This window comes from Mesorhizobium sp. W016 (assembly GCF_054719485.1).
The window spans coordinates 6,210,012-6,224,171 of sequence record NZ_JBTTIF010000002.1 but is presented as its reverse complement, the minus strand read 5'-3'; the positions used below and the strand labels follow the sequence as shown (position 1 = coordinate 6,224,171).

General features: G+C 63.3%; 8 protein-coding genes. 2 read left to right on the top strand and 6 right to left on the bottom strand.

Translation table 11 applies throughout. The annotated features are described in order from the left end of the window. The first annotated feature begins 5 nt into the window (after positions 1-5). Positions 6-1,844: an MORN repeat-containing protein gene (locus tag ACYG9V_RS30450; protein WP_352762640.1), complete on the top strand. Its 1,839-nt coding sequence runs from the start codon at positions 6-8 to the stop codon at positions 1,842-1,844. Between the two features lie 29 nt (positions 1,845-1,873). Here ACYG9V_RS30450 and amrB read toward each other — a convergent pair whose 3' ends face one another. From amrB to ACYG9V_RS30425, 5 genes are all read right to left on the bottom strand, one after another. Further along, the gene (gene amrB, locus ACYG9V_RS30445) at positions 1,874-3,592 is read right to left on the bottom strand and encodes an AmmeMemoRadiSam system protein B (RefSeq protein WP_023669794.1); all 1,719 of its coding nucleotides are present in this window, start codon (positions 3,590-3,592) and stop codon (positions 1,874-1,876) included. Between the two features lie 149 nt (positions 3,593-3,741). Beyond that, positions 3,742-6,705, bottom strand: coding sequence for a hypothetical protein (locus tag ACYG9V_RS30440; protein WP_352543196.1), 2,964 nt, complete (start codon positions 6,703-6,705; stop codon positions 3,742-3,744). 72 nt (positions 6,706-6,777) lie between these two features. After that, positions 6,778-7,491: a DUF4760 domain-containing protein gene (locus ACYG9V_RS30435; protein WP_023712320.1), complete on the bottom strand. Its 714-nt coding sequence runs from the start codon at positions 7,489-7,491 to the stop codon at positions 6,778-6,780. Then, the gene (locus ACYG9V_RS30430) at positions 7,488-7,880 is read right to left on the bottom strand and encodes a hypothetical protein (protein ID WP_031207749.1); all 393 of its coding nucleotides are present in this window, start codon (positions 7,878-7,880) and stop codon (positions 7,488-7,490) included. Before ACYG9V_RS30430 ends, ACYG9V_RS30435 begins: the two co-directional genes overlap by 4 nt. A gap of 89 nt (positions 7,881-7,969) precedes the next feature. After that, positions 7,970-10,189, bottom strand: a complete 2,220-nt coding sequence (locus ACYG9V_RS30425; RefSeq protein ID WP_023691987.1) for a caspase family protein — start codon at positions 10,187-10,189, stop codon at positions 7,970-7,972. A gap of 295 nt (positions 10,190-10,484) precedes the next feature. Between ACYG9V_RS30425 and ACYG9V_RS30420 the strand changes: the two genes are divergently transcribed. After that, entirely contained in the window at positions 10,485-10,889 is a 405-nt protein-coding gene (locus ACYG9V_RS30420; RefSeq protein ID WP_023669789.1) for a Fur family transcriptional regulator, read from the top strand. 204 nt (positions 10,890-11,093) lie between these two features. On the opposite strand, the gene polA is transcribed toward ACYG9V_RS30420, so the two are convergent. Beyond that, on the bottom strand, positions 11,094-14,021 hold the full coding sequence (gene polA, locus ACYG9V_RS30415) for a DNA polymerase I (RefSeq protein ID WP_352521630.1): 2,928 nt from the start codon (positions 14,019-14,021) through the stop codon (positions 11,094-11,096). Positions 14,022-14,160 lie beyond the last annotated feature (139 nt).

Sequence of the window (14,160 nt, the reverse complement as noted above, 5' to 3'; positions counted from 1 at the left end):
GTAAGATGGCGCGGGCAAGAATGATCTTCGGGGTCAAAGCGATGGCGGCTGCATCCATGCTGGCCGCACTGACATGCTTTTCCGCTATGGCCGATCAAGGCGGTGCCGCACCCGATGGCGCCTGGGCCGAGCGGGTGCAAATCCTCTATCAAAGCGAAACACGTTCGGTGCTGCGCAAGAATGTACGGGTCTGGGATTCCCACCCGGAATTGGGTCTTGATTTCACCTGGGAGCCGGCAGCCGGCGTGTCGCCGGACCGCACCGTCGCAGCCGACGGCACCGTCAACGGCAAGGGCAGGCTGGTCTGGCGCGTACGCGGCTCGGCGAGCTACGACCCCAAGACGATCTATTCCAGCTATTTCGGCGAGATCAGGAATGGCCGCCCCGAAGGACAAGGCCGGCTGGAGCTGCGTTCGGGCGAGATTCTCGACGGCCATTGGGTCGCCGGCCAGCTCGACGGCCATGCGATCCATGTCGATGCCGACGGCAATCGCTATGAAGGGCAATTCAGGGCCGGTGTGCCGAATGGCGAGGGCAGGCTGGAGACGAAGACAGGCGAGATATTCGTCGGCTCTTTTGCCGATGGGCTGAAGGACGGCAAGGGCCGCACCCGGCTGCCCGGCGGCACCGTCTACTGGTCGCAATGGGCGATGGGCAAGGAGATCGGCGGTGCGCGCCCCGATGTGCTGGCCGATGCCAGAGTGGGCGGGTTGCTCAAGGCGCAGACCGGCGGCGGTTCCGCCGACAAGGTCGAGATCGGCATTGCCGTCGACCAGCGCATGACGCAGCAGGCCGACATGCAGTACCAGCATCTGGTGCGCGACGAAGACATCGCGATCTATCCGGTGTCGGACCAGTACAACGATGCCTGGAACGGCACCGGAGAGATTCGTACCGGCAATGTCTATGAAGGCATGGACTGGGAGACGGCGCCGGCCTTCGCCGAAGTCGACCTCAAGACCACCGACCAGTCGAGGGTCAAGATCGACAGCCTGGAAATGAAGGTGGCCGCGAGCGAGGCCTACCGCAAGCCGATGCTGTCGATCAGCGAGCACTATGGCTGCGTCGGCTTCCGCCCCGACTTCTCGATCGTCAACAATGGCTGGGGCGACGTGAAAGACATGAAGATGTCGATCCAGTTCACCAGGACCGACGAGGAGGACAACGCGACCGGCGAGCCGAGCCGCACGTTCACGAAGGACATCGGCACTTTCGGCGACGGCGTCGACGTCTCGATCAAGAACGTGCTGATTGAAGCCGGCGTCGACACAACCACGCTCGAGACCGAGCGCTTCACCTGCCCGTCAAGGGACAGCCTGGATGTCTGCCGCGCCCAGGTAGCCAACAAGGTCAAGTTCGGCGACGTTGCCGATTACATCAGCGGCAGCGTCGAGAAAATGAGCGCGACCGGGATCGGCAAGTTCGATTATTCCTGGGCGGACGATCATGGCGCTGTCTACCAGCAGAGCGAGCCGTTTCGCGTCGTCGTCTCGCTGGTCAGCATCGAGGTCCCAGAATCGCTCGCCGAATGCGGCGATGGCGGCGGCGCGTCGCCCGAAGCGCTGCGCTACCAGAACATCGAATTTCCGATCGGCAAGACCGATTACAGCATCCCCATGCCGGTGCGCGGCAACAAGAATCTCAGCGCCTACACGGCACGGCTGAAAATGTGGTCCTCCATGTCGTCGATCCATCGTTTCAGCATCGCCGCCCATTTCGCCGATGGCAGCACACGCGAGAGCAAGCCGGCCACGTTCTTCTATTTCAGGCCGAAGCAGTCGCTGTTTGAAACTAGCACCAAGCCGGCGGTTTGCTATCTGCCGGAAGATCTGCAAGGCTGTTGAGATCCTGTCACATCCTTTCGGGAATGGCGTTATTTCGAGCCCATCTCGAAATAATTGGGCAGCGGGATCAGCCGGGCAAAGATCGTGCCCTGGCTGAACACCCTGAGTTCCAGCATCGACCCGGACGATCGTTCGGCCTTCTGGTCGAACAGGAAATTGCCGAGCGAATAGATCTCCGCAACATCGCCGCCGCCGAGCGGCAGGATCGCCTCGCTCGATACATGTGGATGACCGCCGACGATTGCCGTGACACCGCGCAGCCGCATCTGGTCGGCAAGCATCTCCTCGCGCGGCGACGGCTCCGTCTTGTACTCGCGGCCCCAATGGACGAAGGCAATCACCGGCCGCTCGGCATTGTCGTGCAGCAGCCGGTCTTGCAAAGCAGGCGTCAGAAGGTCGGTGTTCCTGGAGCCGTTGGTATCGATGTCGGTCAGCCCGACCAGGTCGAGATCGGCAAGCGCCAGCGTCTCGCCCTGCCCGAAATGGGCGATGCCGGCCGCATCGAGTGCGGCCAGCGTCTCGGCATAGCCTGACGGGCCGAGGTCGTAGGCGTGATTGTTGGCGAGGCTGACAGCGGCGACATGCAATTTCTTGAGCATGCCGATGGCGAGATCGGTTGGCATCGCCAGCGTCATGTCGTCGATCGCTTCAGGGACGTTGGGCAGGATCACGCCTTCGAGATTGACGATCAGCGGCCGCGAGCGGGTCAGGGCCAGCACGCTTTCGACGATCTTCTCGGCAACACCGTCGCGGACCAGGATCTTCTTCATGGCGCGGCCGAAATTCACGTCGCCCGCGAAATAGTAGAGCTTGTCGTCGGGACGGGCAGGATTGTTGAAGCCGGGGCCGAAGGCGCCGAACAGCGCCACGACATAGCTGGTGGTGCGCTCGACATAGTCGCTTGAATGCGCCTGCGAGTTCTCGTTGGCGACGACCAGCGGCGCAGCACCGAACAGTTCGCGCTGCAGCCTGGTCTGGATATAGAGCGCACCGACCGAATCGGCGTGATCCGGCTGGCGCAGCGCCGCGATGCCGTCGAGCGAACCGGCGGCGAGCATGTTCAGCGTCTGCTGGTCGAAACGCCTGGCTTCGTGCTGCGGCAGATAGTGGGAGAAATCGGTGGATTCGACGATCAGCGTGTCCTTGTCGACGATCGCTTTCAGCGCCTGCGCCAGCCGGTCCCAGTCGGCTCGCTTGGCTTTGACCGACATCGCCACCGGCACGATTTCAGCTTCGGGGAAATAGTGATGCAGGAAAGGCAGCATCGCCTGCACGCCATGCTCCCTGGCGAACAGGCAGGAGTCTTCGACCATGTCGCTGTTCGCTTCCAGGAGGTGCACGGCTTCCGTGTCGGCCTGGACTGGACCGAGCACTGTTTCAAAACCGCGCGGCGTCGTGGCGAAGAGTTTCTGCGTCTCGTGGAAATGGTCCGGCGACAGGATGACGATGCGCTTGTAGCGGAAGCCGGACGCGGCGTGGAAACCGAGTGCGACGAGATCTGCGACGAGCAGGTGGTGGGGGACTGTGATGCCGGTGAGGCGTTGGTTGGACGGCTCGATTCTGGCGACGGCGGCGATGGCGTCGGTGAAGAGTGTGGGGTCGGAATAGAAGGACGGGAAGTTTGTGTCGCCGGGCGGGCAGGTGATGGGAGCGGCAGACGCTTGAGGCACTGAGAGGATAAGCAAGGCGGTGGCAAAGATCAGAATGCTGGTCCGTGCCCAGGCACCCCCCTCTGTCCTGCCGGACATCTCCCCCGCAAGGGGGGAGATTGGATGTCGCCTCGACTTTCGCCAATCATCAACCTTGAAAATAGATCTCCAACAATGAAGAGACCGATCTCCCCCCTTGAGGGGGAGATGTCCGGCAGGCGAGAGGGGGGTGCCTGGGCGCCGACCTCTCACGGCTCAGCCAGCACAATGTTCTCCACGCCGCCGACATAGTAGAACGGCTTCTGCTTGGACGCGGTCAGCCGCAGCACTTCGCGCGAGATGTAGTCGGCGAGGCCGAACAGCGTCACGCCGCCGTCGGAGGTCTTGGCCCGGCCGCGCAGGCCTTCGAGGATCGAATAGGTGAAGACGCCATGGCCGAGGTCGGGCAGTTCGGCGGCGGTGTTGTTGGCAGCGGTGGCCGAGAAGACGACGATGCGTGCGTCCTGCGCGTCTTTTTCCAAGCGCGGGTTGAAGGCGTTGGCGGCGTGGCAGGTGTCGAGCAGCATGAAGCGCATGCCCTTGGCCCGCTCAACCGATTTCTGGATGTCGCCCCAGTCGACCAGCGAGGAGCGCTTCCAGCGGTCGGGATCCTGTTTGCGGCCGTCCGTGGGGATGAAATAATAGTCTTCGTCGATGTTGATGCCGTGACCGGCGACGAAAATGATGGTGGTGTCGTTCTCGCCGGGTCTGTCGAGGAAATCGGCGAGCTGGTCGTCGATGGTGTCGGAATCCGGCTCCAGGATGCTGTCGGCGCTGGCGACCTTGAACACGTCCTTGCCGGCATCGGGCGCCTCATCCAGCGCTTCGCGGTTGACCAGAACCAGCGTCTCCATCGCCGAGAACAAGGGCGCGGATTTCTGCGAGATCACCTTGAGGAATTCGGTAGCGTCGTCGACGGGATAGCGCAGATCGCAGGCGTGGCCGGCGCATGCATCGGTGAGGAAAGGATATTTGTCGACGCCGATCACGGCGACGTAGAGCTTGCCCTTGTTGGCGGGCTTTTCGGTTTTCCTGCCAATTGCTGTGACACTGCGCTCGGTCAGATAGCCGAACTCGTTGGTGCCGGTGATGCGAATGGTATTTTCGCCATTCTCGACCGGCACTTCGACGATGGTGCTCTTGCCGCCATCGGCCGAGCGCGCCGTGACATTGCCGACATTGCGGCTGTTCGACAGGATCGAAAATCCGGCGACATCGGCGCCGGCTTCCTGCGCGCCCGAAATCTCGACGGCGACATAGCCCTCGCGGACGTTGCTCTGGTCGGCGGCAAGCTTGATGCCGAATTCCGGCGGTTTGCGCTCGAGCAGCTTTTCCAGCTGGCGGTCGACGCCGGGGCGCATTTCCTGGACCGCCTGTTCGGCGCTGCGCAGGATGATGGCCCGGCGCACCATTTCCGGGCTCCAGAGATATTTCTTCAGCTGGCCGGCGCTGATGAAACGCCCTTCGTGGTCGCGGCCCTGATTGACGTGCCAGCCGATCAACTTGTCGCCATCGGCGGAGGAATAATAGTAGCCCTGCGGCATCCAGGCGATCCATTCGGAGCCGGCGAAGAACATCGACACGATCAGTTTGTGGCTCTTCAAATTCCACAGCCGCACGGTCTGGTCGGCGCTGCCGGTGACCAACAGCCCTTCCTTCTCGACGGCAACCATGGCGTTGATCTCGCCGGTGTGGCCGGTGAATTCACCCGATACCTCGGCGGTCGCGGTTTTGTATTCCAACAGCGTGCCGTCGCTTCCGCCGGTGATCAGGCCAAGCCCATTGCCGATCAGCGTGTAAGCCGAATGGACGAAGCCATTGGTGGCGGCATTCTCGATGCTGTGCATCACCTTTCCGCCGCTCGCGATTTCGAGCACGGCATTCTCCAGGCCGTCCTTGCCGCCGGGGACGGCGCGAAGCGACCACTCACCGTCGGTCAGTGCGGCGCGGGTATAGGTGCCCTGTTCCGCCAACGCCTTCGGGTCTTCGAAGAACCGCTCGGCCGTCGGTAGTGCCAGCACCTTGTCCAGCGTGCCCTGCAGCTCGGGACAGGACACGCGTTCAGGGCAGGGGTTGGTGTTGCCCCAAGCGATGGAGCTGCTCGCCGCATCGATCCCGATCGCCGTCACCGGTTCGCCGACCCCTTGCAGCATCGCCTTGCGCTCGCCGGTCATGGCGTTCCAGACCTGGATGGCGTTGCGGGTGCCGCCGGCTGTCGCCACCAGCGAGCCGTCGGCATTGCCGGCGCCAGCAAAGACCGTGCCGTCATGGCCGTTATAGTCGAGCAGTTGCTCGCCGCTGTCGGTATTCCAGACCACCGAGCGATGCTTGTCGGCGCAGCGATAGCTGCATGACGCAACAAGCCGCGAACCCGTGGCGAAGCTCAGAGCGCCGATCTGGAAATCCTGCTTCGGCATGGCGCGGACGAATTTGCCCGTGCTGGCCTGCCAGAGCTGGACGTCGCCGTCCTTGCTGCCGGTGGCGAACAGGCTGCCATCCAATGACACGGCGAGTGCGGCGACGCCGACATCGCGCAGCGGCTCGGCCTCGGCGGGCAAAGGAATTTCCTCGGCCTTGGCGACGTCCCAGAGCCGGATGCCGTTGTCGGTGGTCGTCGCTGCCAGCCGGGTTCCCGCAGCGGCGAAGGCGAGCTTTTCCACACGCCAGGAATCGGCATCGAATTTTTCCGCCAGCGTCCAGCCCGACGCGGATTTGTCGTCCGCCCGCCAGAGGTAGACGAAACCATCGCCACCGCCGGCGGCGAGCGTGTTTCCGTCGGGTGAAAAGGCGACATCATAAATGGCATAGTCGGCGGCCTTGAGCACGGTTTTGATCTTGCCGGTGGCGAAATCGAACAGCCTGATATCGCCATAAGGGGGCTTGTCGCCGATGCCGGCGCCGAAATAACCGCCGGCGGCGATCGTCTTGCCATCCGGCGACACGGCGATCGCAAAGACCTTGCCGTCATTGCCATTGCCAAGATAGCCGCGGATGGTGCGGAGCGTCACCCCGCTCTGCCAGTCCCAGATGCGGATGGTCTTGTCGTCAGATGCGGAGACCAGTTCCTCGCCGTCCGGCGTGAAGGCAAGGTCGGTGACCCTGGCGCTGTGGCCGCCGGTGTTGAGATCGAGGTGGAAATCGAGGTCCTCGGCACCGGCCGTTGACGTTAACACCAGAAGACCGACCAGGATTAGCCACCGGATAGCACGCAAGGGATGGGAGCTGCCCGGCACCTTGTTGCGCCGCTATTTGGAGTCGGTGGGCGGCGGCGACCCGTGACGCACATAATTCTCGATCGCCTGGGCATAATTGGCGGAACCGGCCTTGCGTTCTTTTTCGATGTAGCCGGCAAAATAGCTCCAGAACGACACCGCATAGTCGCGGAAATAGGCATCGGCGACATCGCGCGAACAGAGCTTGCCCTCGACGCAGATCGAGAGACGATTGAGGAAATAGACGATGCGATCGAAATTGTCGTTGAAGTCGGCGATCGGCATGGTGCCGCCGCCGGCAGTCATGGCCTCGATCCCGATGCGTTGCCGAAACACTTGTTCCTCGGTCGGCGACGGCGTGGCGCTGAGCAGATTGTCGTATTTGGCGTTGAGTGCCGACAGGCGCTCCTTGAGCGCGCGTTGCGCCTGCTGAAAATCCTTGCTTTCCCAGAGCTCGACCAGCGACATCGTCTGCTCGACGCGCTTCTGTTCCTGGTTTGCCAGAAACTGGAAGACCGAGAAGCCCAGGGTGAAGATGATCGCCAGGCGCACGGCGAGACCCGACCAGGCGTAGATCAGCATGCGCCAGTCGCGGTCGGTGAACGGGTTGGCTTCCTTCTTGATCTCGTGACTGCTCGGCCACGGAAAGCCTTCGGTGGTTTCGGGCAAGGTCGCCGGCTTCTTGGCCGGTGCCGGCGCCGATGTGGCCGGCGATTTTTGCGTTGCAGTGCCCCCCGGCTTTTTCACCCGCAGCTGTCCAGTTGGATAATGGCGGTGGGATCGAGCACGATGCCAGGTGTCTCCAGCTTCTTTTTCAGGCAATCGAGCTGCGTGCGCGAAATCATGAACTGCACGTCCGGTTCGGCAGCCGCCTTGCTTGGTGACGGCAAGGGCTCGACCACGCCGCGCGAGGCGCAGCTGGAGAGATCGACGACAACGGCCGTGTTGCCGGTCTTGGCGATCTGGTCGTACTGGTCGAGAAAGCAGGTGGCGAGCTCGGAATTGGTGACGATCTGCTTGGCGCACAGGCCGCAATTCTCGTCCGCCGAGGCGCTGGCAATCAGCAACAGGCTGCCGGCAAGGCCGGCCGTCGCTGCACGCCAGGAGAGCACGGGGATAGTCACTGATGTCCTCATCTGTTGCATCCAGCCGCGGCGCATAGAAGTGTCGCGAGCCGGGAATGTTCATATATCACGCCGGCAAGAGCCGGCGAAGCGATGTCAGGTCAGGCGCGGGGCACCGTCTCCATCGGGAAGATCATCACCGCGCCTTTGGGACCGCTCTTGTCGGCAAGCCGCATCACCGAGCGCGTCGCCGGCGCCATGCCGATGTCGGCCAGCATGTCGGAAAAACCAGGCGTTCCCGATGCGGCACGCGTCACGGCGCGCACGCCTTCCTGGGCAAGAAAGCTCAGGTCCTCTTTCTCGCTCTGCGGCGGCGCCTCGGTCAGCACGGCAATCATGCGCTCCATGCCGAAGCTGGTGTCGGTGAAGGCGAGCAGCCCTTCCTTCAGGCCCTGATCGGCCTGCTGGTTGATCGGCGCCAGCCGCTCGGCGACGATGTGGGTGATCGAATAGTCGCTGCCGATATAGAGCACGTTGATGTCGACGAACTCGTCGGACTCGTTCCTGGCCGCAATGTGTACCTGATCGCCCGGCGAAACGCGCGGCACCGTCGAGGATTCGATCGGCTCCAGCACATCGCTGTCCTGGCGCTTGATCAGGAACTGGACGCTGACCTCGTCCGGCCGGTAGTCGGACGCCGCGGCGAGCCGCGACAGGCCGGTGGCGCGGAAGATCGTGGTCAGGGTCTTGGCTGTGTTTTCCGCAAGCTTGTCGCGGCCATCCTGATGGATGACGATGCGCGGCGGCTTGCTGCCGTCCTTCAAGCTGATGTCGCCGGACGCCGGCAGGAACCACAGCGCCGGTTCGTCGCTGGCGTTGGCGGCAGCGCCGTCCATGGATTTTTCGCGCAGCACCGCAAGCCGCAGATCGGCGCTCTTGCCGGGCTCGACCAGCGCGATGTGGAAGCCGGACTTCGGCTTCGCCACCAATTCGTCCAGAACCGAATTGACCAGCTCGGTTTCCTTTTCGAGCCCTGCGGTCGGCGCCGGCTTTGCCACCAGCAGCTTGTAGTCGACCGCGAGTTCGGCAACGCGCGCATAGGCGCCGGCGGGCACCGCCGTCGGCGCAAGCGCCGGCTTGCCGTCGAATTCGACCGGTGCGAGCTGGCATTCGAGGTTTTTTGCCGATTTCACTTCGAGATAGCCGACGGCGTCGGAGAGCTTCGACAGCGCCGAAGGCAAAATGGCGAGCTTGCTGCCGGGGGTCAGACCCTGCAGCAGCCCGGCGCCGATCGCGACATCGCCGTCCTTGACGGCAATCGGCCATTGCATGACGGCGTCGGTCTTGTCGGTGCCGAACACGCGGGCGTCCAGTTCGCCCTCGAACAGGGGCGTCGGCCTTGTGCGGCCGTCGGCCGAATATTGCTGCAGCACGGCCTGGCCGAGCTGGCGATAGGTGACGTTGGGGTTCTCGGCCAATTTCGACAGGATGGTGAAGGTGAACAGGCCGAAGCGCGGCGCGTCGGGCGTGCCCTTGGGCAGCGGCATTTCCGGCGTCGTCTCGACCGTCTGCGCGGCATAGAAGGCGACCAGCTTGCCCCTGGCGATCGGCTCTGCGCCGGTCGGCGTCAGGTTGAAGGCCGGCTTGCGGCCGCCATTCTCGTCGAAACCGCGCGATGCGCTTGCCGAGATGTCGTCATAGGCCTTCACCGCGGCTGCTCTCGCCGCGTCGTCGCCGCCGACGAGGTCGGCGAACTCGACCTTGCGCTCCAGTTCGTCATCGACTTCCGCGGCGCGCGTCGCGGTGCCGGAATGGCAGCAGTCGAACACCACCCAGACAAAGGCGCCCTTGTCGCGGATGGCGTCGAGTGCGGCGCCGACCTCGTTGTCGACCAGCGCGTTCGGCACGCCCTCTTCGCGGTTGATCCATTTGTCGATATCGGACGGCAGGAAAATCTCGTCGAGGCCGTCGGTCTCGTCACCGGCCTTGGCTTGCGGCTGCTGGGCGCCGTGGCCCGACAGATGCAGATAGACGAAATCGTCGCGTTGCACCTTGCCGGCGAGGTCGGCAAGAGCGGCCTTGATCGCCGCATGCGTCGGCGGGCCGTTGGCGCCTTCGACGTCCTTGGCGAGCAGGATCACGTTCTCGGCCGAGAACTTCACCGGATCGGGCGTGTTCTTCAGGAGATAGTCGCGCACTAGGCCGGCATCGTTCTTCGGCCCGATCAGCCAGTTCTTCTGCGGCAGGTTCGGATAGTCGGTGCAGGCAACCAGCAGCGCGTGATAGGTGCGCGAGGCGGCGAGGGCGCGGAACGAGACCGTACCGGCAGCCACAAGCGCCGACGTGCCGACGAGCAGCGTCCGTCGTGTCAGTTTGATCATAATTGCTTCCCCAAGCCCGATCGAATTTGCAAGTGCGGCACCTTTCGTCGCGAATTTTGTCAGTATTTTGAATGTGGTCGGTGCCTTCAATCGGCGGTGGTGGTCATGGTGTCGATGGCGATAACGGAAACAGTGGCAAAAAGCCCGCTTCATCGCTATCTCAAGGGAATTGAGACCGTCGCATGGCAGAAATGATTTGCGAGCGGCGCTGGATCAAACAGATAGAACATGATGTCGTCCGAGAACCGCTCCACACTTTTCGGCATCATGCTCTAAACGATCGGAAAACGGGATCATGGCGGCAAGGGATGTGCTGACGAAGAATCAGCTGAGCGTGCTCGAAAAGCTCGAGGCCGCCAGCGGACCGCTCAGCGCCTATACGCTTCTCGACCAGCTGCGCGAGCGCGGTTTCCGCGCGCCGCTACAGGTTTACCGGGCGCTCGACAGCCTGGTGAAGTCAGGCTTCGTGCACCGGTTGGAAAGCCTCAACTCCTTCGTCGCCTGCGCCGAACCGCACGACCATACGCATTCGATGACAGCCTTCGCTATCTGCGACACATGCGGGCAGGTGATGGAGATGTCCGACCATGACGTCGACCATCGGCTGGACGAATGGGTGCGCTCGACCGGGTTTGCTGCGAAGAAGGCGGTGATCGAGTTTCGAGGGACGTGTGCCAAGTGCCTGGCTGAGGCTGCCTAACGTTTCGACGCTGGCGGGACAGCACCCCCCTCTGTCCTGCCGGACATCTCCCCCGCAAGGGGGGAGATTGGCAGTTCAAGCGCTGCGCCCATTGCAGCAACGTCGGAGATTGGCGAAACCGGAAGTGGCGGCTGATCTCCCCCCTTGCGGGGGAGATGCCCGGCAGGGCAGAGGGGGGTGTGAAGGATCGCGGCGTATCCGGCGCTAATGCGCCTCGTCCCAGTTGTTCGCTGCGCGGGCATCGACATGCAGCGGCACCGACATCGAGATGGCCGGCATCGGCGCGTTCTCCATCACCCTGCGCACCACGGGGATCGTCGCCTCGACTTCCGCTTCAACCGTCTCGAAGATCAATTCGTCATGCACCTGCAAGAGCATGCGGGCGGACAGGCCGGCCTTTTCCAGCGCCTCGTCCATATGCACCATGGCGCGGCGGATGATATCGGCAGCGGTGCCTTGCAGCCTGGCGTTGATCGAGGCGCGCTCGTTGAAGGCACGGATCGACGGGTTTGACGACCGGATCTCAGGATAGTGGATGCGGCGGCCGAAGATGGTTTCGACGAAGCCATGCTCGCGGGCATAGGCTTTTGTTGCCTCGATATAGTCGCGGATGCCGGGGAAACGCTCGAAGTATTTCTTGATGTAGGCGCCGGCCTCCTCGCGCGGGATCGACAGCTGGTTGGCCAGCCCAAAGGCCGAGATGCCGTAGATGATGCCGAAATTGATTGCCTTGGCGCGGCGGCGCACTTCGGAAGGCATGCCTTCGACCGGCACGTTGAACATTTCCGAGGCGGTGATGGCGTGGATGTCGGCTCCATCGGCGAAGGCCTGCTTCAACTGCGGGATCTCGGCGACGTGGGCAAGCACGCGCAGTTCGATCTGGCTGTAGTCGGCCGAGACCAGTTTCTGGCCCTTGTCGGCGATGAAGGCCGTCCTGATCTTGCGTCCCTCCGCGGTGCGCACCGGGATGTTCTGCAGATTGGGATCGGAGGAGGACAGCCGGCCCGTCGTCGTTGCGGCCAGCGCATACGATGTGTGCACGCGCCTGGTGTCGGGATGGATGAAGCCGGGCAGCGCGTCGGTGTAGGTCGATTTCAGCTTGGTCAGCTGACGCCAGTCGACGATCTTGCGCGGCAGTTCGTGGCCTTCGGCGGCGAGGTCTTCCAGAAGCTGCGCGGAGGTCGACCATTGCCCGGTCTTGGTCTTGGAGCCGCCGGGCAGGCCCATGCGGCCGAACAGGATGTCGCCGAGTTGCTTTGGCGACCCGATGTTGATGCGCTCGCCGACAAGGCCGTAGATTTCCTCTTCCAGCCGTGCGGCGCCTTGCGCCAGCTCGCCGGAGAGCCGCGACAGGATCTGGCGGTCGACTGAGATGCCGCGCTGTTCCATCCGCGCCAGCACCGGCACCAGCGGCCGTTCCAGCCGTTCATAGACCGAAACCAGGCCCTTGGCGGCAAGTCGCGGCTTCAGCACCTGCCATAGCCGCAGCGCTACGTCGGCATGGCCGGCGGCGTAGGCGGTCGCCCGGTCGATGTCGACCTGCTCGAACCCGACCGAGCTTCTGCCGGAACCGGCGAGATCCTTGAGCGGCGTCGTGGCATGGCCGAGCCATTTGTCGGCAAGCGAGGACAAAGTGTGGTGGCCGGTGCCGGCGTCGAGCACATAGGAAATCAACATCGTGTCGTCGAAGGGTGCGATATCGATGCCGTGGCGGCTCATGACGACGATGTCGTATTTGGCGTCCTGGGCGATCTTGAGCACCGATTTGTCTTCCAGCAACGGCTTCAGCAGCGCCAGCGCCTCGCGGACCGGAATCTGGTTCTCCAGCGTGCCGCCGCCGAGCAGGTCGCCAGCGCCGCTCTTGTGGGCGAGCGGCACATAGGCGGCGCGGCCGGGGCCGATCGCCAGGGAGAAACCGATGAGGTCGGCCAGCATCGGATCGGAAGACGTGGTTTCGGTGTCGAAGGCGACGGTTCCGGTCTCCTTGGCTTGGGCCAGCCAGGTCTTGAGCGTTGCCGTGTCGCGGATGGCGACATAGGCGGCAGGATCGATTTTGGCCGCGGCGGCCGTTTCCAGGCGAAGTGCGGCAAGCAGCGAAGGCGCGTCCCCGGCCCTTGCGGTTTCGGATTTGGCTTCATCCTGTGTTGCCGCAGGCACCGGTGTGCCGGAGCCGACATCGGGGCCGTGCGCGGTGTCGGCGCGCTCGACGGTGACGGCGACAGCCTGCACATCGCCGGCTTCGGTGCTGGTCGCCTCGGCCACACGGCGGGTCAGCGAGGTGAATTCCATGGTTTTGAGAAAGCCGATCAGCTTCGGCCCATCCGGCGCATGCAGCACGAAATCGTCGAGCCCGTCGGTCACCGGCACGTCGTTCTTCAGCGTCACCAGCTGGCGCGATATGCGCGCCTTGTCGGCATTGGCGATGATGGATTCGCGCCTCTTGTCCTGCTTGATCTCGCTGGCCCGGGCGAGCAGCCCGTCAAGGTCGCCGAACTGTTCCAGAAGCTGCGCCGCCGTTTTCGGCCCGATGCCGGGTACGCCCGGCACATTGTCGACGGAGTCGCCGGTCAGCGCCTGCAGGTCTATCATCTTTTCCGGCGGCACGCCCCATTTCTCGATGACTTCGGGGATGCCGATCTGGCGGTCCTTCATCGGGTCGTACATGCCGACCGTGGGTCCGACCAGCTGCATCAGATCCTTGTCAGAGGAGATGATAGTGGTGTCGCAGCCGGCCTCGCACGCCAGCCTGGCATAAGTGGCGATGAGGTCGTCGGCCTCGTAGCCTTCGATCTCGATGCAAGGCAGGTTGAAGGCCACGGTTGCCTGGCGGATCAGACCGAATTGCGGGATCAGGTCTTCGGGCGGTGCGTTGCGGTTGGCCTTGTATTCCGGGTAAAGATCATTGCGGAAGGTTTTCGACGAATAATCGAAAATGACCGCTAAATGCGTCGGCACGATGCCTACATCGGTGTTGCGGGCGTCCTGCATCAGCTTCCACAACATGTTGCAGAAGCCGGAGACCGCGCCGACCGGCAGCCCATCGGATTTGCGGGTCAGCGGCGGCAGCGCATGATAGGCGCGAAAGATGTAGCCGGAGCCGTCGATAAGGAAGAGATGGTCGCCTTTTTTCATGCCGGCAGGGATAGCGCGGCAGGACGGCGCGGTCCATGGCAAAGGCGGGCTTCCAACAGGTGTTGCGGCGACATGCTGACAGAGCCTGCCTGCCGATAGGTCCTGCTGCTGTTTGCCTCGGCGCTCACGGCTATGTTAC

What these genes read in the sequence shown, in the direction of transcription:
- ACYG9V_RS30450 (WP_352762640.1), top strand. Translation starts at nt 6, where the DNA reads ATGGCGCGGGCAAGAATGATCTTCGGGGTCAAAGCGATGGCGGCTGCA.
- amrB (WP_023669794.1), bottom strand. Translation starts at nt 3,592, where the DNA reads ATGTCCGGCAGGACAGAGGGGGGTGCCTGGGCACGGACCAGCATTCTG.
- ACYG9V_RS30430 (WP_031207749.1), bottom strand. Translation starts at nt 7,880, where the DNA reads ATGAGGACATCAGTGACTATCCCCGTGCTCTCCTGGCGTGCAGCGACG.
- ACYG9V_RS30425 (WP_023691987.1), bottom strand. Translation starts at nt 10,189, where the DNA reads ATGATCAAACTGACACGACGGACGCTGCTCGTCGGCACGTCGGCGCTT.
- ACYG9V_RS30420 (WP_023669789.1), top strand. Translation starts at nt 10,485, where the DNA reads ATGGCGGCAAGGGATGTGCTGACGAAGAATCAGCTGAGCGTGCTCGAA.
- polA (WP_352521630.1), bottom strand. Translation starts at nt 14,021, where the DNA reads ATGAAAAAAGGCGACCATCTCTTCCTTATCGACGGCTCCGGCTACATC.